Origin of the sequence: Corynebacterium sp. (assembly GCF_030538285.1) — a bacterium.
GTDB lineage: Bacteria > Actinomycetota > Actinomycetes > Mycobacteriales > Mycobacteriaceae > Corynebacterium.
Window position 1 is genome coordinate 1 of the sequence record NZ_JAUNUG010000019.1, and the last position, 23,016, is coordinate 23,016.

The 23,016-nt window shown below is 64.1% G+C and carries 24 protein-coding genes and 2 tRNA genes; 15 read left to right on the forward strand and 11 right to left on the reverse strand.

Going from position 1 to position 23,016, the window contains the following annotated elements; genetic code table 11:
• The 4 genes from yidC to rpmH all read right to left on the reverse strand — a co-directional run.
• Window positions 1-742 (reverse strand): membrane protein insertase YidC (gene yidC, locus Q4G50_RS07815; RefSeq protein ID WP_303377095.1); only part of this gene is annotated, 742 nt, incomplete at its 3' end.
• Window positions 743-748: 6 nt separating this feature from the next.
• Window positions 749-1,003, reverse strand: coding sequence for a membrane protein insertion efficiency factor YidD (yidD, locus tag Q4G50_RS07820; RefSeq protein WP_303377096.1), 255 nt, complete (start codon window positions 1,001-1,003; stop codon window positions 749-751).
• The gene (gene rnpA / locus Q4G50_RS07825; RefSeq protein WP_303377097.1) at window positions 996-1,352 is read right to left on the reverse strand and encodes a ribonuclease P protein component; all 357 of its coding nucleotides are present in this window, start codon (window positions 1,350-1,352) and stop codon (window positions 996-998) included. Before rnpA ends, yidD begins: the two co-directional genes overlap by 8 nt.
• Window positions 1,353-1,368: 16 nt before the next feature.
• Window positions 1,369-1,512 carry a 50S ribosomal protein L34 gene (rpmH, locus tag Q4G50_RS07830; protein WP_015402223.1) on the reverse strand — a complete coding sequence of 48 codons (144 nt, stop codon included), beginning with the start codon at window positions 1,510-1,512 and terminating at the stop codon, window positions 1,369-1,371.
• Window positions 1,513-2,249: 737 nt separating this feature from the next.
• Here rpmH and dnaA point away from each other — a divergent pair.
• The 5 genes from dnaA to gyrB all read left to right on the forward strand — a co-directional run bounded on the left by dnaA (window position 2,250) and on the right by gyrB (window position 9,281).
• On the forward strand, window positions 2,250-3,722 hold the full coding sequence (gene dnaA, locus Q4G50_RS07835; RefSeq protein ID WP_303377098.1) for a chromosomal replication initiator protein DnaA: 1,473 nt from the start codon (window positions 2,250-2,252) through the stop codon (window positions 3,720-3,722).
• Window positions 3,723-4,252: 530 nt separating this feature from the next.
• On the forward strand, window positions 4,253-5,434 hold the full coding sequence (gene dnaN, locus Q4G50_RS07840; protein ID WP_303377099.1) for a DNA polymerase III subunit beta: 1,182 nt from the start codon (window positions 4,253-4,255) through the stop codon (window positions 5,432-5,434).
• Between the two features lie 59 nt (window positions 5,435-5,493).
• Window positions 5,494-6,603: a DNA replication/repair protein RecF gene (recF, locus tag Q4G50_RS07845; RefSeq protein WP_303377148.1), complete on the forward strand. Its 1,110-nt coding sequence runs from the start codon at window positions 5,494-5,496 to the stop codon at window positions 6,601-6,603.
• Window positions 6,600-7,103, forward strand: a complete 504-nt coding sequence (locus Q4G50_RS07850; RefSeq protein WP_303377100.1) for a DciA family protein — start codon at window positions 6,600-6,602, stop codon at window positions 7,101-7,103. Before recF ends, Q4G50_RS07850 begins: the two co-directional genes overlap by 4 nt.
• 120 nt (window positions 7,104-7,223) lie before the next feature.
• A complete protein-coding gene (gyrB, locus tag Q4G50_RS07855) occupies window positions 7,224-9,281 on the forward strand; it encodes a DNA topoisomerase (ATP-hydrolyzing) subunit B (protein WP_303377101.1) in 2,058 nt (685 codons plus the stop codon).
• Here gyrB and Q4G50_RS07860 read toward each other — a convergent pair.
• The 4 genes from Q4G50_RS07860 to Q4G50_RS07875 all read right to left on the reverse strand — a co-directional run bounded on the left by Q4G50_RS07860 (window position 9,278) and on the right by Q4G50_RS07875 (window position 11,127).
• Window positions 9,278-9,907: a metallophosphoesterase gene (locus tag Q4G50_RS07860; RefSeq protein ID WP_303377102.1), complete on the reverse strand. Its 630-nt coding sequence runs from the start codon at window positions 9,905-9,907 to the stop codon at window positions 9,278-9,280. The genes gyrB and Q4G50_RS07860 overlap by 4 nt on opposite strands.
• Complete coding sequence (locus tag Q4G50_RS07865; RefSeq protein ID WP_303377103.1) at window positions 9,908-10,351, reverse strand: hypothetical protein; 444 nt, start codon at window positions 10,349-10,351, stop codon at window positions 9,908-9,910.
• 300 nt (window positions 10,352-10,651) lie between these two features.
• A complete protein-coding gene (locus Q4G50_RS07870; protein ID WP_303377104.1) occupies window positions 10,652-10,918 on the reverse strand; it encodes a TetR family transcriptional regulator in 267 nt (88 codons plus the stop codon).
• Window positions 10,915-11,127, reverse strand: a complete 213-nt coding sequence (locus Q4G50_RS07875) for a CopG family transcriptional regulator (protein WP_303377105.1) — start codon at window positions 11,125-11,127, stop codon at window positions 10,915-10,917. The genes Q4G50_RS07870 and Q4G50_RS07875 overlap by 4 nt, the downstream gene beginning before the upstream one ends.
• Before the next feature lie 128 nt (window positions 11,128-11,255).
• Here Q4G50_RS07875 and gyrA point away from each other — a divergent pair, with 128 nt between their 5' ends.
• From gyrA to Q4G50_RS07900, 5 genes are all read left to right on the forward strand, one after another.
• A complete protein-coding gene (gene gyrA, locus Q4G50_RS07880; protein ID WP_303377106.1) occupies window positions 11,256-13,850 on the forward strand; it encodes a DNA gyrase subunit A in 2,595 nt (864 codons plus the stop codon).
• A 3-nt stretch (window positions 13,851-13,853) separates the two neighbouring features.
• Entirely contained in the window at window positions 13,854-14,198 is a 345-nt protein-coding gene (locus Q4G50_RS07885) for a DUF3566 domain-containing protein (protein WP_303377107.1), read from the forward strand.
• A 97-nt stretch (window positions 14,199-14,295) separates the two neighbouring features.
• Window positions 14,296-14,372, forward strand: a tRNA-Ile gene (locus Q4G50_RS07890).
• Between the two features lie 9 nt (window positions 14,373-14,381).
• Window positions 14,382-14,454 (forward strand) — tRNA-Ala (locus Q4G50_RS07895).
• A gap of 199 nt (window positions 14,455-14,653) precedes the next feature.
• Complete coding sequence (locus Q4G50_RS07900) at window positions 14,654-15,511, forward strand: cation diffusion facilitator family transporter (protein WP_303377108.1); 858 nt, start codon at window positions 14,654-14,656, stop codon at window positions 15,509-15,511.
• On the opposite strand, the gene Q4G50_RS07905 is transcribed toward Q4G50_RS07900, so the two are convergent.
• Together Q4G50_RS07905 and Q4G50_RS07910 are read right to left on the reverse strand one after the other, a co-directional pair.
• A complete protein-coding gene (locus Q4G50_RS07905; protein WP_303377109.1) occupies window positions 15,508-15,765 on the reverse strand; it encodes a hypothetical protein in 258 nt (85 codons plus the stop codon). The two genes, Q4G50_RS07900 and Q4G50_RS07905, sit on opposite strands and share 4 nt — an antisense overlap.
• An 86-nt stretch (window positions 15,766-15,851) precedes the next feature.
• Window positions 15,852-16,496, reverse strand: coding sequence for a hypothetical protein (locus tag Q4G50_RS07910; RefSeq protein ID WP_303377110.1), 645 nt, complete (start codon window positions 16,494-16,496; stop codon window positions 15,852-15,854).
• A gap of 294 nt (window positions 16,497-16,790) precedes the next feature.
• On the opposite strand from Q4G50_RS07910, the gene Q4G50_RS07915 reads away from it, so the two are divergent.
• From Q4G50_RS07915 to Q4G50_RS07935, 5 genes are all read left to right on the forward strand, one after another.
• Window positions 16,791-17,765, forward strand: coding sequence for a methylenetetrahydrofolate reductase (locus tag Q4G50_RS07915; protein WP_303377111.1), 975 nt, complete (start codon window positions 16,791-16,793; stop codon window positions 17,763-17,765).
• A 60-nt stretch (window positions 17,766-17,825) separates the two neighbouring features.
• Window positions 17,826-20,135, forward strand: coding sequence for a 5-methyltetrahydropteroyltriglutamate--homocysteine S-methyltransferase (metE, locus tag Q4G50_RS07920; RefSeq protein WP_303377112.1), 2,310 nt, complete (start codon window positions 17,826-17,828; stop codon window positions 20,133-20,135).
• 173 nt (window positions 20,136-20,308) lie between these two features.
• Complete coding sequence (locus Q4G50_RS07925) at window positions 20,309-20,998, forward strand: hypothetical protein (protein ID WP_303377113.1); 690 nt, start codon at window positions 20,309-20,311, stop codon at window positions 20,996-20,998.
• A gap of 22 nt (window positions 20,999-21,020) precedes the next feature.
• Entirely contained in the window at window positions 21,021-21,542 is a 522-nt protein-coding gene (locus Q4G50_RS07930; protein ID WP_303377114.1) for a peptidylprolyl isomerase, read from the forward strand.
• Between the two features lie 71 nt (window positions 21,543-21,613).
• Complete coding sequence (locus tag Q4G50_RS07935) at window positions 21,614-22,261, forward strand: rhomboid family intramembrane serine protease (protein WP_303377115.1); 648 nt, start codon at window positions 21,614-21,616, stop codon at window positions 22,259-22,261.
• A 450-nt stretch (window positions 22,262-22,711) separates the two neighbouring features.
• Here the strand turns inward: Q4G50_RS07935 and crgA are convergent, their stop codons facing one another.
• Window positions 22,712-22,984: a cell division protein CrgA gene (gene crgA / locus Q4G50_RS07940; RefSeq protein ID WP_303377116.1), complete on the reverse strand. Its 273-nt coding sequence runs from the start codon at window positions 22,982-22,984 to the stop codon at window positions 22,712-22,714.
• Window positions 22,985-23,016 lie beyond the last annotated feature (32 nt).

Genomic DNA, 23,016 nt, shown 5'->3' on the forward strand with positions numbered 1-23,016 from the left:
CCCACAGCATCATCTTGTTCATCATGCCCATCTGCATGGCCATCATGTCGGCGTTATCGCCAGTCGGGGCTGACTGCTTGCCGGAGGCGATACGGGCCTTCTGGCGGTCGATGGACATACGCGCGTTGAAGTGGGTCGCGACGGCAATGATGATGGCCAGCGGCGCGGCCACCAGGATGATGTCGGTGCGCGTGAAGTCGACCGGCTCAAACGCCTTGTACATGTCCTGCGGCATCGAGATGTAGGAGGACAGCGGCACGCCGAAGAAACGGGCGTCGATGAAGGACTGGACCTCGTCGACACCGAAGATGTAGTTCGGGGTGTTGCGGTTTTCCTCGATGCCCATGCCCAGCTGGCCCACGCCCTCACCGGTGCGGTTGAAGGAACGCAGCACGTGGAACAGGCCGATGAAGACGGGGATCTGGATGAGCATCGGCAGGCAGCCGAGCAGCGGGTTGACGCCGTGCTCCTTCTGGAGCTTGCGCGTCTCCTCCATCATCTTTTGCTGGTCGTTTTTGTACTTGGCTCGGATCTCCGCCATCTTGGGCTGCATTTCCTGCATCTTGCGGCCCGAGCGCAGCTGATTCTGGGTGGGCTTGAACATGATCGCCTTCACCGTGAAGGTGAGGAAGACGATCGATAGCACCCAGGTGATGCCGAGGTCCGGGTCCAGCACAAAGCTGAACGCCTTGTGCCAGAACCACAGGATGGCCGAGATCGGCCAGTAGATGAAGTTGAGCACTGTGAGTCAGGACTCCTTGCTATCGGTTTTTTCAGGGACGGGATCATACCCGCCCGGATGCCATGGACCGCACTTGCTCAGTCGGGCCAGCGACAGGATAGTTCCGCGCACCGCCCCGTGACCGCGGACGGCGTCTAAGGCGTAGGCACTGCACGTCGGTTCAAAACGGCAGGACGATCCCATCTTAAGGGGCGAGATGTTCTTTTGGTAGAACAGCACCGCCGCCTCCAGGGCGCGCGCCACCGGCGACAGCCTAGTCATGCAGGGCCCCCAGGCGGGTGAGCGCCTTGCGGATGTCACGCTCCAGATCGCTTGACGACGCCCCACCGGAAGCCGGCAACGCCCGGATAACGAGGTCAGCGGTGGGGGAGAGGGCGTCGAAAAGCGCTGCCATGACATGGCGTAGCCGCCGGGAGGTGCGGTGACGGATGACCGCGTTTCCGACGGCTTTGGAAACGATGAGCCCGACGCGGGGGCCGCCCTGGTGGGCGACCGGTGCGTCGGGCTCATAGAAATGGACCACTACGGTGCGGGTACCGGCGCGGCGTCCACGTTTAATTGTCCGGCTGAATTCAGTCGGAGACGTGAACTTGTGCTGCTTCGGAAGCACCTCGGGTGCGCGTCTTTTAAGCGGTGAGCTTGGCGCGGCCCTTACGGCGACGCGCCGAGACGATGGCGCGACCGGCACGGGTGCGCATACGGGTACGGAAGCCGTGCACGCGTGCACGACGACGGTTATTCGGCTGGAACGTCCGCTTGCCCTTTGCCACGGTTGTTCTCCTTTGAGTTTCTGACGCGGTCGGCCGTACGGGACCGGCAGACCGCTGAAGTTTTCATTAACTTGATGAGATGTGCTGCGTCCGCACTGACGCGCGGCGGGTGCCGCGGCCCGGTGATCCGGTGCCGACGCTGCTCTCACACACATCCGCCGGCGCCTCCCCGTGACGGGGCGCATCCGGCGGTGTGACAGACCCTCACAGACTACGCGAGGAACCACGTCTCGAACAAATTGCCTTTTCCGGCGTGTCGCCGGGGCGGGGTCGGGGGCCCCTGAAATGACATTCTTGTGATTAGTGCCAGCTCACCGGGGATGTTTGGGCATTTTCCCAGCGGCCCTCGGGGCGGGCGGAGAAATGGCCGGGCCGTTCGATGGACACCCACGGGATTCGGTGGGTAACAATGTAGGGACTCACAGAAAACCACAGAGGACCACCAACACCCCTGTGGATAACCGTCAATCTGAGGTTGAGGGTTTTTCACAGCGGTCGTGTTTCCGCAGGTAGGGAAGTAATCCCACCGAAATCGTTTTATCCACAGCCCATCGACTAGGCTGTGGAAAGATTTCGGCCCCGGATACTCCACACCTGTGGATAACTCTGTGGATGGCGAGGTTGAGGCCACAATCCCCCTGGGGGCAGGCCTGTGAACAGATGCGGCGTGAACACCTCGTGAATTAGCCCCGGCCGCAACACCCGACGATGGAATTTTTCAAAGGAGCAGCCCCGACGTGGCGGATCAGCAACAGTCACTCGCCGACACCTGGCAGGCGATCAAGGCGGAACTCCTTGACCAATCCGAGCGGGCGGACTCCTCCATCCCGACGTTCACCCACCAGCAGCGCGCCTTCCTCGGCCTGGTGCAGCCCATCGTCCTAGTCGACGGTTACGCCGTGCTGGCCACCCCGCACGCCATGGCCAAGCAGGTCATCGAGGATGATTTCGGCCCCCACATCGTCAAGGTGCTCACCGAACGCACCGGCCGCCCCTGCAGCCTCGCCGTGTCGATCGAGCCCGAGGCCATCCCCGAACCGCCTGCACCCGAGCCCGTGACGGCGCCTGTCCAGCAGCAGATCACGGACCACCAGCTGGGCTGGAGCACCACCACCGCGCCGACCCCGGCGCCTCAGCGCCTGCACCGCGAGACCCCGGCACATGACCCGAACCGAGAGAAGTCCCTCAACCCGAAGTACACCTTCGAGAACTTCGTCATCGGGTCCTCCAACCGCTTCGCCAACGGCGCCGCGGTGGCGGTGGCCGAAAACCCCGCGCGGGCCTACAACCCGCTGTTCATCTGGGGTGGTTCCGGCCTCGGCAAGACGCACCTGCTGCACGCCGCAGGTAATTATGCCCAGGTTCTCCAGCCGGGTCTGCGTGTGAAGTACGTCTCCAGTGAGGAATTCACCAACGACTACATCAACTCGGTGCGCGATGACCGGCAGGAATCCTTCAAGCGCCGTTACCGCAATCTGGACATCCTCATGGTCGATGACATCCAGTTCCTCGAGGGCAAGGAGGGTACGCAGGAGGAGTTCTTCCACACCTTCAACGCTCTCCACCAGGCAGATAAGCAGATCATCTTGTCCTCGGACCGCCCGCCGAAGCAGCTAACCACGCTGGAGGACCGGCTGCGCACCCGCTTCGAGGGCGGGCTCATCACCGATATTCAGCCGCCGGACCTGGAGACCCGCATCGCGATTCTGGAGAAGAAGGCCCTGGCCGACGGCACCCACGTCGACCGGACGGTGCTGGAGCTCATTGCCTCGCGTTTCGAGTCCTCCATCCGCGAGCTGGAGGGCGCACTCATCCGTGTATCCGCCTACTCCTCACTCATCAACGAGCCGATCAACCAGGAAATGGCGGAGATCGCGCTGCGCGACATCCTGCCCGACGCCGCCGATGTGGAAATCACCGCGTCGACCATCATGGAGGTCACCGCCGACTATTTCGGCGTTACCATGGACACTCTCACCGGCGCCGGCAAGACCCGCGCGGTGGCGCATGCCCGCCAGCTGGCGATGTACCTGTGCCGCGAGCTCACCGACCTCTCCCTGCCCAAGATTGGCCAGGAGTTCGGGGGTAAGGATCACACGACCGTCATGTACGCCGACCGGAAGATCCGTAAGGAGATGACCGAGAAGCGCGACACCTACGACGAGATCCAGGCGCTCACGCAGTTGGTCAAAAACCGCGGTCGCGGCTAGTTTCAGCGCTTGATCACGCCCCGTTCACCCTCTGGTGGACGGGGTTTTCGTAGTTTTCCACAGCGTTATCCACACCTGTGTAATTACAGCAGTGTAATTCCGAGAAGTTTCTCACATAGTGGTGCGGGTTACTCCGCCTTGCAGCCCTGTGGATAACCCTGTTTTCCCTGTTGAGAACCGGTGAATGGATGCGGCCCCTTCTGTGGATGGATCGCACAGGCCGGAAGTTATCCACAATCGCCCAAAGTTATCCACAGTTAGTCCACACGCCGAATCACATCCCGGATCCGATCGGCTACCTTGTCGTTTAGGCCCCCATCCACAGGTTGCACAGGACTTACTGTTACTCCCATCTTTTAAACTTGTAATTTCTATAGAAGAAAGAGGATGTGGGGAGAACGCGGCCTAGTGCCTGGCGCAGAGCGAATGACAACAATCGTTGTGGGGGCGAGGCGTCGGGTACGTTGGAGTTTGTTGTTTTGAAGGGGGTCCGCGACGGCGGATCACAAATTTTCAAGGAGCCCGCAAGCATGGAGTCTCAAGCAGTGTCATTCCGGGTGGCCAGGGAGGATCTGGCCCACGCCGTCGGATGGGTGGCCCGGAGCCTGCCCACCAAGGTGACGCAGCCGGTCCTGCGCGCCATGTTGATCACAGCTGATGACAATGGTCTGGAGTTCGCGGGCTTCGACTATGAGGTTTCCACGAAGGTCAAGATCGCGGCCGAGATCGGTGACCAGGGGCGTATCGCCGTCGCCGGCAAGCTCATCGCGGAGATTGTCTCCAACCTGCCGAATAAGCCGGTCGAGCTACGGGTCGACGGATCCAAGGCACTGCTGTCTTGTGGTTCCTCCCGCTTTGAGCTGCCGTTGATCCCGCTCGATGATTACCCGCAGATCCCTTCTCTGCCGGAAGTCACGGGCTCGATCGATCCAGTCCTGTTCAACGAGGCTGTCACCCAGGTGGCCACCGCCGCAGGTAAGGATGACACCTTGCCGATGCTTACCGGTGTGCACATGGAAATTTCCGGTTCTCAGGTCAAGCTGGCTGCCACTGACCGTTTCCGGTTGGCGCTGCGCACCTTTGAGTGGGATCCGGAATCCCCGGAAGTGCAGGCCAAGCTTCTGGTTCCAGCGAAAACTCTGCTGGACAACGCCCGCAGCCTGGACACCACGAACCCGGTGGAGATCGCCGTGGGTACCGGCGAGCAGATCGGCGCGGCGGGCCTGTTCGGTATCCACACCGATTCCCGGGAGACCACGGCCCGCATGCTGGATGCGGATTTCCCGAACATCCAGCCGCTGCTGCCCAAGACACACACCTCGATCGCCAGCGTGGAGATCGCTCCGCTGCAGGAGGCGATCCGCCGCGTCAGCCTGGTCACCGAACGTAACGCGCAGATCCGCATGCAGTTCATGGAGGGTGAGCTCATCCTCTCGGCCGGTGGTATGGATTCCGGTCATGCGGAGGAGCGCCTGCCCTGCGCGTTCACCGGCAAGGAAGAGCTGGTCATCGCGTTTAACCCCGGCTACCTGCGCGATGGTCTGGGTGTCATCCACACCAACCGGGTGGTTTTCGGATTCACTGAGCCCTCCCGCCCGGCGATCCTCGTGCCGGAGCCGGAGGAGCTCCCGGAGGCAGACGCCGACGGAACGTTCCCCACCCCGGAGACGGAGTTCACTTACCTGCTCATGCCGGTGCGTTTGCCCGGATAGGTGGATGCGCCATCTACATCAGGACGCTGGATCTGCGGGATTTCCGCAGTTGGCCGGAGCTGACGCTCGAGCTGGAACCGGGAATCACCCTGTTCGTCGGCCGCAACGGCTTCGGTAAAACCAACATCATCGAGGCCGTCGGGTATGTCGCCCACCTCTCCTCGCACCGGGTGGCACAGGATGCGCCGCTGGTGCGACAGGGGGCGGACAATGCCCGCGTCTCCGCGACGGCCGTCAACCAGGGCCGCGAGCTGACCACCCACCTGTTGATCAAACCGCACGCTGCGAACCAGGCGCAGATCAACCGCACCCGACTGGGTTCCCCACGGGAATTGCTAGGGGTGGTGCGCACGGTATTATTCGCACCGGAGGATCTGGCGCTGATCAAGGGAGAGCCGGCAGAGCGTCGTCGCTACCTCGATGACATCATCGCCACCCGCACCCCCCGCTTAGCCGGGGTGAAAGCGGATTATGACAAGGTGCTGCGCCAGCGCAATGCCCTGCTGAAATCGGCGAACTCCGCTTTGCGACGCGGCTACCGCGACGATGACGGCGCCAGTGCCCTGGCCACCCTCGATGTGTGGGATGGCCAGCTGGCTTCCCTCGGCGCGCAGGTCATCGCCGCGCGCCTGGCCCTGGTCGCAGAACTCACCGAGCTCATCGCCGAGTCCTATGCTGGCATCGCACCGGAATCACGTCCGGTGCGGGTGGAGTATCGGGGGACGGTGGCGTCGATAAGCAATGAACCAGCAGTGCTCGAGGCGGAGATGCTCGCCGAGTTGGGCCGGGGACGCAACCGCGAAATTGAACGCGGCATGTCGCTGGTGGGCCCGCACCGCGATGACCTGGTGCTTCATCTGGGGGATGCGCCGGCCAAGGGTTTCGCCTCCCACGGGGAGACATGGAGTTACGCGATTGCGTTGCGGCTGGCGGAATTCACCCTGCTACGTCGCGACGGCAGCGACCCCGTTCTCATCCTCGACGATGTTTTCGCCGAGCTGGATGCCCGGCGGCGCGAAAAGCTCGTTGATCTGGCGGCAGATGCGGAACAAGTGCTCATCACTGCTGCCGTCGATGGCGATCTTCCGGCCAATATCACCGATACCGCGCGGAAATACGTGGTCACGGTGCGGGATACCGAACAGGGCAGGATCAGTGAGATCCAATGAGTGAGCAGGATCCGGTCCAGGCGGCCTTCGAGGCCATGCAGAAAGTGGCGCGCACCCCGCAGGCGCCGCACAAGCCCCGCCGCAACACCACCCCGCCACAGTTGGGGCGGCCCACCGGCAAGGATGGGCGCCGGCGGCGTCGGCCGCTGGATGTTGATAATTTGGGTTCCTTGCTCGGTAGGGAAATTGACCGGCGTGGCTGGGAGAAGGAGATAGCCGGCGGCTGGGTGTACGGCAACTGGCAGGAGTTGGTGGGGGAGAAGATCGCCCAACACACCAAAGTCGAGATGGTGAAGGACAAGAAACTGTTCATCACCTGCGATTCCACCGCCTGGGCGACGAACCTGCGGATGATGCAGAGACAGATCCTGCAGGTCATCGCCGAAAAGATCGGGCCCAACATCATCGTCGAGTTAAGGATCTTCGGACCGAAGGCACCGAGCTGGCGCAAGGGTCCGCTGCATGTGAAAGGGCGCGGGCCGCGCGACACATACGGGTGATGCGGCCATAAACGCACGAGAATGGCCCTGCGGCTCGCGTGACCCCTTCCCTGGTAGAGGCCCCCGCGGTGTAGACTGGTGAGGTCTGAATTACCTTCTAGCGAGGAGATCTCGTTTCACGTGGCTAACGCTGAACACAATTACGACGCGTCATCGATCACGATTCTCGAGGGCCTCGAAGCCGTCCGTAAGCGCCCCGGCATGTACATCGGTTCCACCGGGCCGCGCGGTCTCCACCACCTGGTGTGGGAGGTCGTCGACAACTCCGTCGACGAGGCTATGGCCGGTTACGCCTCTAAGGTCGAGGTGACCCTCTTGGCCGACGGTGGTGTGCAGGTCGTCGATGACGGTCGTGGTATTCCCGTCGAGATGCACCCCTCGGGGGCGCCGACCGTCCAGGTTGTCATGACCCAGCTGCACGCCGGTGGCAAGTTCGACTCCGAGTCTTACGCGGTGTCCGGCGGCCTCCACGGCGTCGGTATTTCCGTGGTCAACGCCCTGTCGACGCATGTCGAGGCGGATATTAAGCGTGACGGCAAGCACTGGATCCAGAATTTCAACAACTCGATCCCGGATGATCTCATTGAGGGTGGCAACGCCCGCGGTACCGGCACCACCATTCGTTTCTGGCCGGACGCCGACATCTTCGAGACGACCGAGTTCGACTACGACACGATCTCGCGTCGTCTGCAGGAGATGGCCTTCCTCAACAAGGGCCTGACCATCAGCCTCAAGGACGAGCGCGTCAGCGAGGAAGAGCTCGAGCTCGAGGCGATCGCCGAGGAGGGAGATACCGCCCAGCTTCTCGATGGCCCCTCCTTCGACGACACCGAGGTCGAGGAAGCTGCCGCTGGCGAGGCCCCGAAGACCCCGAAGAAGCGCGAGAAGAAGGTCACGTACCACTACCCGGAGGGCCTGGTCGACTACGTCAACCACCTCAACAAGGGCAAGAACGTTATCCACCCCTCCATCGTCGGTTTCGACGCCAAGGGCGAGGGCCACGAGGTGGAGATCGCGATGCAGTGGAACTCCGGCTACAAGGAGTCCGTCCACACCTTCGCCAACACCATCAACACCCACGAGGGTGGCACCCACGAGGAGGGCTTCCGCTCTGCTCTGACCTCCCTGATGAACAAGTACGCGCGTGAGCACAAGCTCATCAAGGACAAGGATCCCAACCTCACCGGTGAGGACTGCCGTGAGGGCCTGGCCGCCGTGGTGTCCGTGCGTGTCGCCGACCCACAGTTCGAGGGTCAGACCAAGACCAAGCTGGGCAACACAGAGGTGCGTTCCTTCGTCCAGCGCATGGCCAATGAGCACGTGGCCATGTGGTTGGATGCCAACCCGGCGGAGGCCAAGGCCATCGTCAACAAGGCGGTCGCTTCCTCCCAGGCACGTATCGCCGCACGTAAGGCCCGTGAGCTGGTGCGACGCAAGTCCGCCACCGACCTTGGTGGACTGCCCGGCAAGCTGGCCGACTGCCGCTCCAAGGACCCCTCCGTCTCCGAGCTCTACATCGTGGAGGGCGACTCGGCCGGTGGTTCCGCCAAGGCCGGCCGTGACTCTCTCTACCAGGCGATCTTGCCCCTGCGCGGCAAGATCCTCAACGTGGAGAAGGCCCGCCTCGACCGGGTGCTGAAGAACGCCGAGGTCCAGGCCATCATCACCGCGCTGGGCACCGGCATCAACGAGGAGTTCGACATCTCGAAGCTCCGCTACCACAAGATCGTGCTCATGGCCGATGCTGATGTCGACGGCCAGCACATCGCCACCCTGCTGCTCACCCTGCTCTTCCGCTTCATGCCGGACCTCATCGCCGAGGGGCACGTCTACCTGGCGAACCCGCCGCTGTACAAGCTCAAGTGGCAGGGCAAGGGCGAGCCCGGTTTCGCGTACTCCGATGATGAGCGCGACGAACAGCTCAAGGAGGGCCTGGCCGCCGGCCGCAAGATCAACAAGGACGACGGTATCCAGCGCTACAAGGGTCTCGGCGAGATGAACCCGAACGAGCTGTGGGAGACCACCCTCGACCCGAGCATGCGCATCCTGCGTCGCGTCGACCTAGAGGATGCCCAGCGCGCCGACGAGCTCTTCTCCATCCTCATGGGCGATGACGTCGCGGCCCGCCGCTCCTTCATCACTCGCAAGGCGAAGGACGTCCGCTTCCTCGACGTTTAAGGCAGGGCCGGGACCTCCAGTTCCAGCATCTGCCCCATGCCGATCCACCCGGTCCACGGCTCCTCCTGGAGCACGACCGGGGAATGGACATGACCCATCAGGCAGGCGGAGTAACCGCGGCTAAGCAGGAAGTCCGCGGTGATCGGCAGGCACGGATTCTTCGTGTACTGCCCCTCGACCTCGGTGTGCAGCACCGCTATGTGCCCGGGGCCGTCGACTTTCCCCAGCTGTTTGAGCGTGGTCCGGGGATCCGGATCCTCGATGACGTTGACGGCATGGAATACCAGCGGGATCCCCGGGACCTGCAGCTGCTCAATATCCCCGCCCTCCGGGCGATACACCCCCTCAATCGCGGGGAATTCATCGATGAAACCCGAGCCCACGTCGTGGTTGCCCCACACGTGGACCAAAGGTTTGCCCAGGTCCTGGGTGATGAAGCGGAAGAGGTCGATGGAATCCTCCAAGTCCGCTCGGGTGGCCTTTTTCTTGTCCAGCAGATCCCCGGTGAAGATGATGATGTCGGCGTCCGGGGCGGCGTCGACAAGCGCCTGGCGGGCCCACTGCAGGCCAGGCGCCTTCTTTCTACCCAGATGCAGGTCGGCGAAAACGGCCAGTCGGACCGACATCTACTTCATGTGCTTCTGCAGGATGCGGCCGAGCTCCGGGATCTCGGGCTCGATGAGCTTCGCAGCCTTGTTGCGCAATCCGTTGTAGGCCTTGGCCAGCGGGGCCACGGTGATGGATTCGGCGTTGCGGTCCGCGATGGCCATGAGCGAATCGCCGACCTGGGAGGAACGGGAAGCCAGGAAATCCCCGAAGTCAGTGGCATTGTCGTCGGCGTTGAAGGCCTGCCAATGGGGCTGGAGATCGCCGAGCACGTCGGGGAGCATGCGGTTGATGCCCTTCGGCACGATGTCACCGTCGACCTTCTTGGCGGCGGCGACGGCGGCCTTGATCGCGGTGCCCGTGAGCCCGGATTGCTTGGCGACGGTCGCCTCAGCGAAACCGGCCAAGTCATCGACGAGGGGAGCGCGCTTGTCGGCGCTCAGGAGCTGGGAGAGATCAGTCATGAGCCTAGGATATAAGGAAAAAGCGATCACCATGGTTGAACTCATCCGGTTGTCGGGGCCGGGTGGGGACAACGACGGAGATCGCCATCGTGTTGCAGCTCTTCCGCCACAGTTTCACGTTCGTCACATCAGCAACTCTGATTCACTGCAACCACAACGGTTACAGACCTTACACACCTCCTGCGCCTCCCGCCAATGATTGGACTTGCAAACATCTTCGCTGTGAATTTCGCTGCGCTGCGATGGGAGAAAGTAGCCCGGTGGCCTGCGAGGACGAGTATTTTCCCCCGCCGGGGGATCTTAAGCGGACAGGCGTACGTACACAGCACGGCAGGCGGCGGCGAAGAGCTCGTTGCGGGCCGTCAGAGGCCGTAGGGCGCTGACGGCCGCGGCCAGGGAATCGGCCGCGGCGGAGGAGTTGTCGTGCACCGGAATGCCAGCGATTCGCGCCCCGGGCACGGCTGCAGCGGCGACCAGCGCCCCGAAATCCTGCACCTGGGTGCCGTGGGTGGTACAAAACTCATCGGCGATGAGCAGTAACTGCTCGGGACTCAGACGAGGGATCATCCCCGCGCCCGCCTGATCCGCGACTCTAAAGCCGCCTGCCCAGGGATGACCTCACGGGCGAGTTCGGCGACGGCCGCGTCGTGAAGCAGGCGCGAGGCGGCGGTGACAATAGCCCGCACTGCAGCCTCATGCTTACTGGAGCCCTGCGCCTCGGCGAGAAGGCTCAGGGCGCGATCCTGCTCGGGGGTGAGTCGAAGTGTCATGGCCATACCCAGTTGATACCACAGCGGCGGCGAAGTTGGTATCAAAGTGATACCAACGGGACGTCGATAAGCACCGTAGAAGGCCGTACAGGTAACATTGAGGGGTATTTCAACCCCGAAAAAGATAGGTGATCATGAGCGACGACACCACGCAGGGTGGCGGCGACCTCTTCGACCGCATCCTCCCCATTGACATCAATGAGGAGATGCAGACCAGCTACATCGACTACGCGATGTCCGTCATCGTGGGCCGAGCGCTGCCCGAGGTCCGCGACGGCATGAAGCCCGTCCACCGCCGCATCATGTACGCGATGTTCGACTCCGGCTACCGCCCGGAACGCGGTTATGTGAAGTCCGCCCGCCCCGTCTCCGACACGATGGGCCAGTTCCACCCCCACGGCGACGTGGCCATCTACGACACCCTGGTGCGCCTCGCCCAGCCGTGGAACATGCGTTATCCGCTGGTCGACGGCCAGGGCAACTTCGGCTCCCGCGGTAACGACGGCCCCGCCGCCATGCGTTACACCGAGTGCAAGATGACCCCGCTGGCCATGGAGATGGTCCGCGACATCCGCGAGAACACCGTCAACTTCTCCCCGAACTACGACGGCAAGACCCGCGAACCGGATGTCCTGCCCGCGCGCGTGCCCAACCTGCTCATGAACGGGTCCGGCGGCATTGCGGTCGGCATGGCCACCAACATCCCCCCGCATAACCTGGGTGAGCTTGCCGACGCCATCTACTGGCTGCTCTCCAACCCGGAGGCGGATGAAAAGGAGGCCCTCGACGCGTGCATGAGCTACGTCAAGGGCCCGGATTTCCCCACCTCGGGGCTTATCGTCGGCGACCAGGGCATCAAGGATGCCTACACCACCGGTCGCGGCTCGATCCGCATGCGCGGTGTCACCTCCATCGAGGAGGCGGGCAACCGCCAGACCATCGTCATCACCGAGCTGCCGTACCAGGTCAACCCGGACAACATGGTGGCCAACATCGCCGAGCAGGTCGCCGCGGGCAAGCTCGCCGGCATCTCGCGTATCGACGATGAGTCCTCCGACCGCGTGGGCCTGCGCATTGTCATCACCCTCAAGCGTGATGCCGTGCCGCGCGTGGTGCTCAACAACCTGTACAAGCACTCCCAGCTGCAGACCAACTTCAGCGCGAACATGCTCTCCATCGTCGATGGCGTGCCGCGCACCTTGCGCCTGGATCAGATGCTGCGCTACTACGTCGCTCACCAGATCGACGTCATCGTGCGCCGCACCCAGTACCGCCTCGATGAGGCCGAGGAGCGTGCCCACATCCTGCGCGGCCTGGTCAAGGCCCTCGATATGCTCGATGAGGTCATCGCGCTCATCCGCCGCTCGCCCACCGTCGACGAGGCCCGCTCCGGCCTCATGTCGCTTCTCGACGTCGACGAAGTCCAGGCCGATGCCATCCTCGCGATGCAGCTGCGCCGCCTCGCCGCCCTTGAGCGCCAGAAGATTGTCGATGAGCTCGCCGAGATCGAGCTGGAGATCGCGGATCTCAAGGACATCCTCGCCAAGCCCGAGCGCCAGCGTGCGATCGTGCGCGAGGAACTCGAGGAGATCGTCCGCAAGTACGGCGATGACCGCCGCACCCAGATCATCGCCGCCACCGGCGATGTCTCCGAGGAAGACCTCATCGCCCGCGAGAACGTGGTGGTCACCATCACCTCCACCGGCTATGCCAAGCGCACCAAGGTCGACGCCTACAAGTCGCAGAAGCGCGGCGGCAAGGGCGTGCGCGGTGCGGAGCTCAAGCAGGATGACGTGGTCCGCCACTTCTTCGTCTCCTCCACCCACGACTGGATCCTCTTCTTCACCAACTTCGGCCGCGTCTACCGCCTCAAGGCCTACGAGCTGCCCGAGGCCTCCCGTACCGCCCGCGGCCAGCACGTGGCCAACCTGCTGGAGTTCCAGCCGGAGGAGCGCATCGCGCAGGTCATCCAGCTCCAGACCTACGAGGACGCCCCCTACCTGGTGCTCGCCACCGCCCAGGGCCGCGTGAAGAAGTCCCGCCTCACCGATTACGAGTCCGCCCGTTCCGCCGGCCTGATCGCCATCAACCTCAACGACGGTGACCGCCTCATCGGCGCAGCCCTGTGCTCGGACGACGACGACCTGCTGCTCGTCTCCCAGCTCGGCCAGTCCATCCGCTTCACCGCCGATGATGACCAGCTGCGCCCCATGGGTCGCGCCACCGCCGGCGTGAAGGGCATGCGCTTCCGCGGGGATGATCAGCTGCTCGCCATGTGCGTCGTCCGCGACGGCGACTACCTGCTCGTGGCCACCTCCGGCGGCTACGGCAAGCGCACCCCGATGGAGGACTACAACTCCCAGGGCCGCGGCGGCCTCGGCGTGGTCACCTTCAAGTACACCCCGAAGCGCGGCCACCTCATCGGTGCCCTCGCCGTCGACGAGGACGACGAGATTTTCGCCATCACCTCCGCCGGCGGTGTCATCCGCACCGAGGTCAACCAGATCCGCCCGTCGTCACGCGCCACCATGGGCGTGCGCCTGGTTAATCTGCCGGGTGACGTCGAGCTGCTGGCCATCGACAAGAACGTCGAGGAGGAGGGCGAGGAAGAGGCCGAGGCAGTTGCCAAGGGTGACGTCGCAGGCCCGACTGAGCGTGCTCAGCAGAAGATCGTTGTCGAGGGCATCCAGTCCGTCGACGAGCCTGCCGACTACGAGGACGAGGAGTAGGCCATGGCCAGCCGCGACATCGCCGTCACGCGCATCTCCCCGCTGTCCGCTTTCCGGGTCGGCCTGGCCATGTCCCTCGTGGGCCTGGTCGCCTGGCTCATCGCCTGCGCCCTGCTGTTCTTCGGCATGGACGCCGCCGGCATCTGGGACCAGGTCAACTCCCTGCTCGGTGACATCGGCGGCGAGCAGACCGTGACCTTCGGCCTCGTCATGTCCGTGGCGGCGCTACTCGGAGCGATCAGCGCCATCCTCACCTCGGTGCTGGCCCCCTTGGCGGCGTTGGTCTACAACGCCATTGTCGATCTCTTCGGCGGCCTGCAGCTAGGCACCCAGGAGGAAGCCTCCTAACTCGCTTATCGACGCTCGCCTGGCCCCCCATTTAACCCGGGTGACCAGGCGATTTGTCTTTAGGTGGGCGTACTGGTTAAAGTTATCAACGTTCCAAGGGCCTATAGCTCAGTCGGTTAGAGCGCATCGCTGATAACGATGAGGTCGCAAGTTCGATTCTTGCTAGGCCCACCAGGAACGCAAGGGGCATTAGCTCAATTGGTAGAGCATCTGCTTTGCAAGCAGAAGGTCAGGAGTTCGATTCTCCTATGCTCCACAGGTAGAACCCGCCACCGGATCTCGTCTGGGAGGCGGGTTCTCTGATTTCGGGTGTGTGCTCCCGGAATGGTCGAGAGGCGACGTTCGAGAGGGGACTGATCGCGAACTCTCGCGGACCCCGATGGACGGGCCCTGTCAAACGTCTCTCGAAGGTTTCGGTGGGTGTGGGGGTCGCGCATAAGCGATAGCCTGAGGTCATGGCACACGATCATGACCACGGGCACGCACCCCTGCGCGCGCTCGGCATCGCCGTCGGCATTACCGGCACCGTGTTCCTCGCCGAACTCATCGGCGGGCTCGTGTCCGGCTCCCTGGCGCTGCTCTCCGATGCGATGCACATGCTTTCCGACGCCGCCGGCCTCATCATCGCGCTGCTCGCGGCGGTGGTGGGGAAGAAGGCGGCGTCGGCAAGTGCGACCTTCAGCTACCGCCGTGTCGAAGTGCTTGCGGCGCTGCTCAACGCCATCGTGGTGAGCGGTGTGGTGATGTGGATCCTCGTGCAGGCGATCGGGCGCCTCGGCGGGGAGCACGACATCGACACCACACTCATGCTGGGAGTGGCCGTCATCGGCCTGGTGGCGAACGCGGCCTCGGCGTGGGTGCTGTCCCGGCATCGCGCGGACAACCTCAACATCCGCGGCGCGTTCCTGCATGTCATCGCGGACATGCTCGGCTCGGTGGCGGTCATCATTGCAGCCCTGGTCATCCGCTTCACCGGCTGGGCACACGCCGACACGGTGGCCTCTCTGGCGATCGTCGCGTTGGTCCTGCCCCGGGCACTCAGCCTGCTGTGGCAGACGCTGGGGGTGCTCATGGAGAAGGCGCCGCGGGGCGTCGATACGCAGGAAGTGGAACGCGTACTCTCCCGACTACCGGGCGTGATCGCCGTCCACGACCTGCACGTCTGGTCCACGGACGGACAGACCCCGCTGGCCACCGCCCACCTCGTCGTCGACGAGGCGTGCGTGCCAACGGGGGAGTGCGGGGTGCTCGGGGCGGCGCAGGAGGCGCCGCGGGAACTGCGTATCGAGCATGAGGTGGTTTGCCGGGGTTAGTGACCGCGGATGGCGGTGTCCTCCATCATCTCGACGTCGTACTGCGAGATCTCGGCGGCGGGGATGGCGCGCTGCTTCCCGTGGAGGTCCTCGCACTCGAAGGCGGCGTCCGGGTCCTCGGACTCCAGGACGGCGCGGAGGCGCTCGACGTTATCGACCTCCGGCAGGCCGTTCTCGTCCTTCTCCTTGGACTGGGCGCGGAAGTAGAGGGTCAGGTCGTCGATGGTTTTGACGGTCAGCACGTTCATTCGCATGACGCCGAGCGTACCTGTGCCACCGGTCACATGCAGAGCATGGAAAAGCGCCCTTCCCCGCGAGGGGAAAGGGCGCTGACGGGGGACTACTTCTTATCGCCGGACTCGGCATCCGGGTCGGTGACGTCGTCGACGGTCTCTTCGTTGATCGGATCCTCCTCGGTCACCTCAACCTCGTCTCCGTCCTCGGAGCGGTGCTTCTCCAGCTGCTCGTCGAGCGAGCCCAGAAGCTCCTCGTCGCGCTCGGTGGCACCCTCCTCCGGGGAGCCCGGGGTGGTGGTGGAGTAGACAAGCTTCGACTCGGTCTCCGGGGTATCTGCGGAGAAGTCCTCCACGCGCGGCGGGACATCGCCCGGGGCCTGCTGCTGGCGGGTGAACCAGTAGACGGCGCCACCGATGGCGGCGACCAGCAGGGCCGCCAGGCCGGCGAGGCTCCAGTTGCGGCGGCAGCGGGCCTTCTTCGCTCGCTTGCGGGCCGGGGTGTTGTCGGCCACCTTGGCCAGGCGCTTCTTGGCGTCATCCAGGCGCGCGTGGGCTGCCTGGGTGACTACGCCTGCTTCCTTGCGGCCTTCGTCGAGAAGCTCTTCACCGCGGGAACGCAACTCGTCGATGTCGACGTGATCGGACAGCAGATCGTAGGCCTCGCGGGCCTTCTTCTCGTTGTACTCCTTGACGCGGTCACGCACGGTGGAGAAACCGTCGATGAGCATCTTGATGGTGGCAGGGTTCATGTTCGTCTCCTTGCGGTCGGTTTGTCTGCCCTCCAGCGTAGCCAGGAACGGGGCAGTGGTGCCGGAAATTGCCGGTGCGGATCCTGGGAAAACAAAACTGAACAGCTTGGTTCATTTTTGGGCCGATTTCAGCACCGTCGGGCGAAATATATTCATCGCTGGGTGGAATGGTTGCAGCAGGTCAACGCCACAACCCTAAATAATACCTTTAGGAAAAATACCCGGAGCAAACCCTTGGCTTGCTACATTCACAGCCACTTGCCCACCGGGATGAAGAACAGGAGGAGAAACACCATGAACGCAGCCGCGCCGCACCACAGCGCCAAGCGTCGATTCTCCGCCTCTGCCCCGCTGGACACCTTCGACCCGGAGGAATACCGCCAGGCCCGCGTCCCGCAGCGCACCTCACTGTCTTTCGAGGTCATGCCCCCGCGCCACGACGCCGACGAAGCCGCCATCGAGGAACTGCTCACCACCCTCGAGTCCTACAACCCGGACTACATCTCCGTCACCAGCTCCAAAAACTCCGGCTGGCTGGAAGGCACCGCGCGCTTCATCGAGAAGATCAGCACCTCCACCCGCATCCCGACCCTGGCCCACCTGGCGTGTACCGCTGGTACCCGCGAGGAACTCATCGGCTGGATTAACCGCCTCATGGATTCCGGCGTCCGCGGTCTGCTGGCCCTGCGCGGCGACCTCGCCGAAGGCCAGACCGAGATGCCCGCCGGCTACCTGGCCCACGCCACCGACCTCATCAACCTCATCCAGTCCATCGAGGACGACCAGGTCGCCCGCTTCGGGGCCGGCCGCCTGGCCATCGGCGTCGCCGCCTACCCCAGCGGCCACGAAGAATCCGTCAACATGGATGAAGACATCGACGTGCTGCTGACCAAGCAGCGCCTCGGCGCCGACTTCGCCATCACCCAGCTGTTTTTCGACGCCGAGGACTACCTCCGCTTCAGCGAACGCGCCCGCCTCGCCGGGGTACGCATCCCGCTCATCCCCGGCATCATGCCCATGACATCGGTCGCGAGACTGCGCCGAATGGGCCAGCTCTCCGGACTCACCGTCCCCGACCGACTGCTTCGTCAGTTGGAGGCGGCCGGGCCGGAGAGCGAGTACCAGACGGGCCTCGACCTCACCGCCGAGCTCGCGCAGACCATCCTGGCCGCCGGTGCCGGGGGGATGCACGTGTACACGTTCAACCGGCCGGACACCACCACCGAACTGCTCGACCGCATCGGCATCGCTCGCCCGACCACCGGGTGAGCCCCCGCGGCACATAGCACCGATAAACCCTGAACTTATTGACGAAAGGTCCACCTCTCCATGTCTTCCTTCCCCACCTTCACCATCGAGGGCTACCCGCGCGTCGGCGCCAACCGCGAGCTCAAGAAGGCCCTCGAGTCCTTCTGGGCCGGCCGCATCGACGAGGAGACCTTCGTCTCCTCCGCGCACTCCATCCGCGTCGAGAACTACGCCCGCCTGCGTGACCTGGGTCTCGACCAGGACTACGCCATCCCGGCCGACGTCGCCCTCTATGACCAGGTGCTGGAAACGGCCGTCACCGTCGGCCTTATCGGTGGCGACGCCGCCGAAATCGACCTCACCGAGTACTTCGCCCTCGCCCGCGGTAACTCCGAGCGCTCCCCGCTCGAGATGACCAAGTGGTTCGACACCAACTACCACTACCTCGTCCCGGAGGTCTCCGCGGACACCGTCATCACCCCGCGCCCGCAGCGCATCCTCGACATCGTCACCGAGGCCAAGAACGCCGGCCACACCGTCCGCCCGTACCTCGTCGGCCCGGTCACCCTGCTGGCCAAGTCCAAGGCCACCGAGGACGCCGGCGAAGGCTTCAACCCGCTCACCCGCCTCGCCGACCTGACCGCCGCCTACAAGCAGGTCCTGGCCGCCCTCAAGGAGGCCGGCGTCGAGTGGATCCAGCTGGCCGAGCCCGCCCTGGTCGCCGACCTCACAATTGCATCTGACCAGGAGCTGGCCGACCACGCCGCCACCGTCTACGGTGAGATCCTCGGCGAGACCAACCGCCCGCAGGTACTCATCACCACCCCCTACGGCGCCCTGCGCGCCGGTCTCGACGCCCTCGTCGGCGCCAAGCCGGAGGCCCTGGCCGTCGACCTCGCCCCGGTCACCCTGGGTAACGAGGAGGGCTACGTCGAGCGTGTCGCCAAGGCTCTCGCCGGCACCGACATCACCCTCGCCGCCGGTGTCATCGACGGCCGTAACATCTGGGCCGCTGACCTGCGCGAGCGCCTGTCCGTGCTGGAGGAGTTGAAGAAGGGCGGCGTCGAGAAGCTCGCCGTCACCTCCTCTGTCTCTCTGCAGCACGTCCCGCACACCGTCGCCGTGGAGAAGAACCTCCCCGTCGACGTCGCCGGCTGGCTCTCCTTCGCCGACGAGAAGATCGGCGAGGCCAAGGCCCTGGCCGCCGCCCTCGAAGGTGGCTCCGTCGCCGCAGCCGACGCCTTCGCCCGCTCCGACCGCGCCGTGCGCACCCGCCGCGAGTCCGCACGCACCCACAACCAGGCAGTTCAGGACCGCGTCGCCGCGCTTCCCGACGGCCAGGTCGCCCGCCAGCCCGAGTTCACCGGCCGCGTTGAGGCCCAGAAGGCCCTCGGCCTGCCGCAGCTGCCGACCACCACCATCGGCTCCTTCCCGCAGACCACCGAGATCCGCAAGGCCCGGGCCGACCACCGCTCCGGCGAGCTCACCGACGAGCAGTACGTCGACGCCCTCAAGGACGAGGTCAAGTCCGTCATCGAGCTGCAGGAACGCCTCGGCATCGACGTGCTCGTCCACGGCGAGCCCGAGCGCAACGACATGGTTCAGTACTTCGCCGAGCTTCTCGACGGCTTCGTCACCACCGAGCACGGCTGGGTCCAGTCCTACGGCTCCCGCTGTACCCGCCCCTCCATCGTCGTCGGTGACGTCTCCCGCCCGGAGGCCATGACCGTCGAGTGGGCCAAGTACGCCCAGTCCCTGTCCGAGAAGCACGTCAAGGGCATGCTCACCGGCCCGGTCACCATCCTCGCCTGGTCCTTCACGCGTGACGACGTGCCGAAGTCCGTCTCCGCCGACCAGATCGGCGTGGCGCTGGCCGACGAGGTCGCCGACCTCGAGGCCGCCGGCATCGACATCATCCAGATCGACGAGCCCGCCCTGCGCGAGCTGCTGCCGCTGCGCGAGGAAGACCGCCCCGCGTACCTCGACTGGGCCGTGCGTTCCTTCCGCCTCGTCTCCCTCGACGCGCAGCCGACCACCCAGATCCACACCCACCTCTGCTACTCGGAGTTCGGCCAGATCATCGACGCCGTCGCCGCGCTTGACGCCGACGTCACCTCCATCGAGGCCGCCCGCTCCCGCATGGAGCTGCTCGCCGACCTCGACGACTCCTTCCACTCCGAGATCGGCCCCGGCATCTGGGACATCCACTCCCCGCGTGTCCCGGACGTCGCCGAGCTCACCGAGCTGATTAAGGCCGCCCTGGTCAACGTGCCCACCGAGCGTCTGTGGGTCAACCCGGACTGCGGCCTGAAGACCCGCGGTTACGAGGAGACCGAGGCCTCCCTGCGCAACATGGTCCTCGCCCGCGACCTCGTGGTCGAGTCCCTGTAGCACCTGCGTGATCGCTGCGGGCCCGGTTCCACCTCAGGTGGGGCCGGGCCCTTGTTGATTCCTGGGGGGCCTGCGTTGTGGCGTATCCCTTTGTGTCCGAAAGTGGCCAGAAAATCGGCTTGCCGGGGTGAATCGGGGTACGTGCGTACGCGGTGCCTGCTTTAGTGGGCACCATGAATATCGACCGGCTAGTGGCGTACTGCGAGGAGAACCTCGGGGATCCGGATCTGTGGCACACCCCGGACGGCTATCCGGGAAGCCTGGCGCTGTGCATCATCGACGCTCTTTACTCCACCGGTTCCCACTACACCTCCGTTGTCAACGTGATCAACCGCTACAGGAGGAAGTACCCGGAGGAGAACCACGGGCCGCAGGACCTGCTGGAGTCGATGCGGGTGGTAGGCGGTGCCAGGGCATGGGCTGAGGACGTGGTGGAAAACGTAAAACCGGCGCACACCGGTCGCAATGCCAGGCTCAAGGCGGAGGTTATCGAGCAGGCTGCTGAGCTCATGTGTGAGCGGAGCATCGCCACCGTCGCGGATTTTCGGGGGGCGGTCGCGCGTGACCTCTACGACAATGATGTTCGCACCGGTTGGCTCGGGTTGCCTAGCCAAAGCTCGGGCGTCACATACAACTACATGCTCCTTCTCGTGGGACTCCCGTCAATCAAACCGGACCGGATGGTCCTTCGTTTTCTTGCCGACGCGCTCGGCGAGGATGCGGACCTGAGCGAGAAGCAGGCGGTGGAGCTTCTGGAGCGCACCGCCGAGCGGATGAACGTCGACGCCGGGGCCCTGGACCACATCGTGTGGCGTGCTGCGTCGGGTCGTGAACTCACCGTCGAGGGTGAGCGTCGATCGTAGGGACTTCGCTAGACTGGCCGCCATGACCAACAAGACCGCAACTGCGACTCTGCACACCAACCAGGGTGACATCGTCATCGAGCTCTTCGGCAACCACGCCCCGGCCACCGTCGACAACTTCGTCGGCCTGGCTGATGGTTCCAAGGAGTACTCCACCGAGAACGCTTCCGGCGAGAAGTCCGGCCCGTTCTACAACGGTGCCGTGTTCCACCGCGTCATCGACGGCTTCATGATCCAGGGCGGCGACCCGACCGGCACCGGCCGCGGCGGCCCGGGCTACATGTTCGCCGACGAGTTCCACCCGGAGCTCCAGTTCGACCGTCCGTACCTGCTGGCCATGGCTAACGCCGGCCCGGGCACCAACGGTTCCCAGTTCTTCATCACCGTCGTCCCGACCCCGCACCTGAACAACCGCCACACTATTTTCGGTGAGGTTGTGGATGAGGAGTCCCGCAAGGTCGTCGATGCTATCGCCACCACCGCGACCGATCGCATGGACCGCCCGAACGACCCGATCTTCATCGAGTCCGTCACCATCGCTTAAGTTCCAGAAGCTGTGGCCCGCACGTCGCTTTTCGACGTCGCGGGCCTTTCCCTTTTCCTCATGGAGTCACCGTGATCACCCTGCGCCGTTTCTGGGCCGAGGCCCCGGCCACCGTCTTATTCACTGCTCTGGCGGTCATCGTGTACCTCATCACCGCCGCTGAGTCGTTGTCGCTGATGAACAATTTGCATGATTCGGCCCTGGGCCGGGCGTGGGTCCTTTATGGCCCGGAGGTGTCCTCGGGTGGGTGGGATCGCCTGCGTGCGCTGGGGGCGGTGTTCCTCCACATCGACTTAGGTCACGTGGCGATCAACAGTTTCCTGCTCATGTTGGTGGGCAGGGAGATCGAGAAGTTCGCGGGGACAGCGCTGTATGCGGCGGCGTTTCTGGCGGGCGGCATCGGGGCGAGCGCCACGGTGCTGTGGATGGACTGGGCGCAGCCGACGGCCGGGGCCTCGGGGGCACTGTTCGCGCTCATGATGTTACTCGTCGGAGTGGCGCGGGTGCGGGGTGGGGATCTGCGGGCCCCGCTGACACTCGTCGCGGTGAACGTGGCTTACACGTTTGTGGCGCCATCAGTGTCATTGTGGGGGCACCTGGGTGGGTTGTTCGCGGGGGCGGTGATGGTGTGGTTTTTCGTGCACCGGGAACACCGTGTGCGCTGGGCGGGGGTCCTTGCAGTGTTGGCTGCGTCCTGTGCGGCGGTGCTGGTCGTCTGACCTGTGAGTGGGAAGTTATCCACAGGCTGGGGATAAAACTGTGGAGAATGTGAAGAATCTCTCGATCCGGGCACACTCCACAGCCTGTGGATAACTGTGTGAACAGTTTTCCCCACCTGCGCAAATGTTCGAAACTCCTGCGGAAATACCAGGTACATTGTATGCTCTTGAGTTCTGCGGGCGTGTCATTCGAATAATGACATCCGTGTAACTATCCACAGTGTGGATAACTCCTGTGGATAGTTTCAAGGGGTGTGGATCGGTGGATAAACCGGTGGATTCCTCTACGAGGCTGGGGATAACTCACCCGGTTGTTCACAACTGTCACAACCGCCCCGATCCTCCCTGGCGAAGCACTTCACAACGTTGGCAGGTCGAACGCCGACACCAAAAAACCACCCCGCCCGCGATCATCGCGGACGGGGTGGTCAGCACCCGTGAAGTTGAGAGCTAGCGCCAGCCCATCGTCATGAGCAGGCCGATGATGAACAGGCCGAAGCCGATGCCGTAGTTCCACACACCGAGTTCCACCATGAAGGGGATCTGGTGGCCGGCGAGGTAGTTGACCACCAGCCAGGCCAGGCCGAGGAGCATGAGCCCGAACATGATGACCTTGTACCACAGCGGGGTGCCACCGGTGTTGATCTTCACCGGGGTGCGGTTGGCGCTCGAGGTGGAGGAGGTGGTGGGCAGTGCGCTGCGGGTGATCTTCGCCTTGGGCATCGTCAGGGGCCTTTCAACGTCGGGTGTCAGGT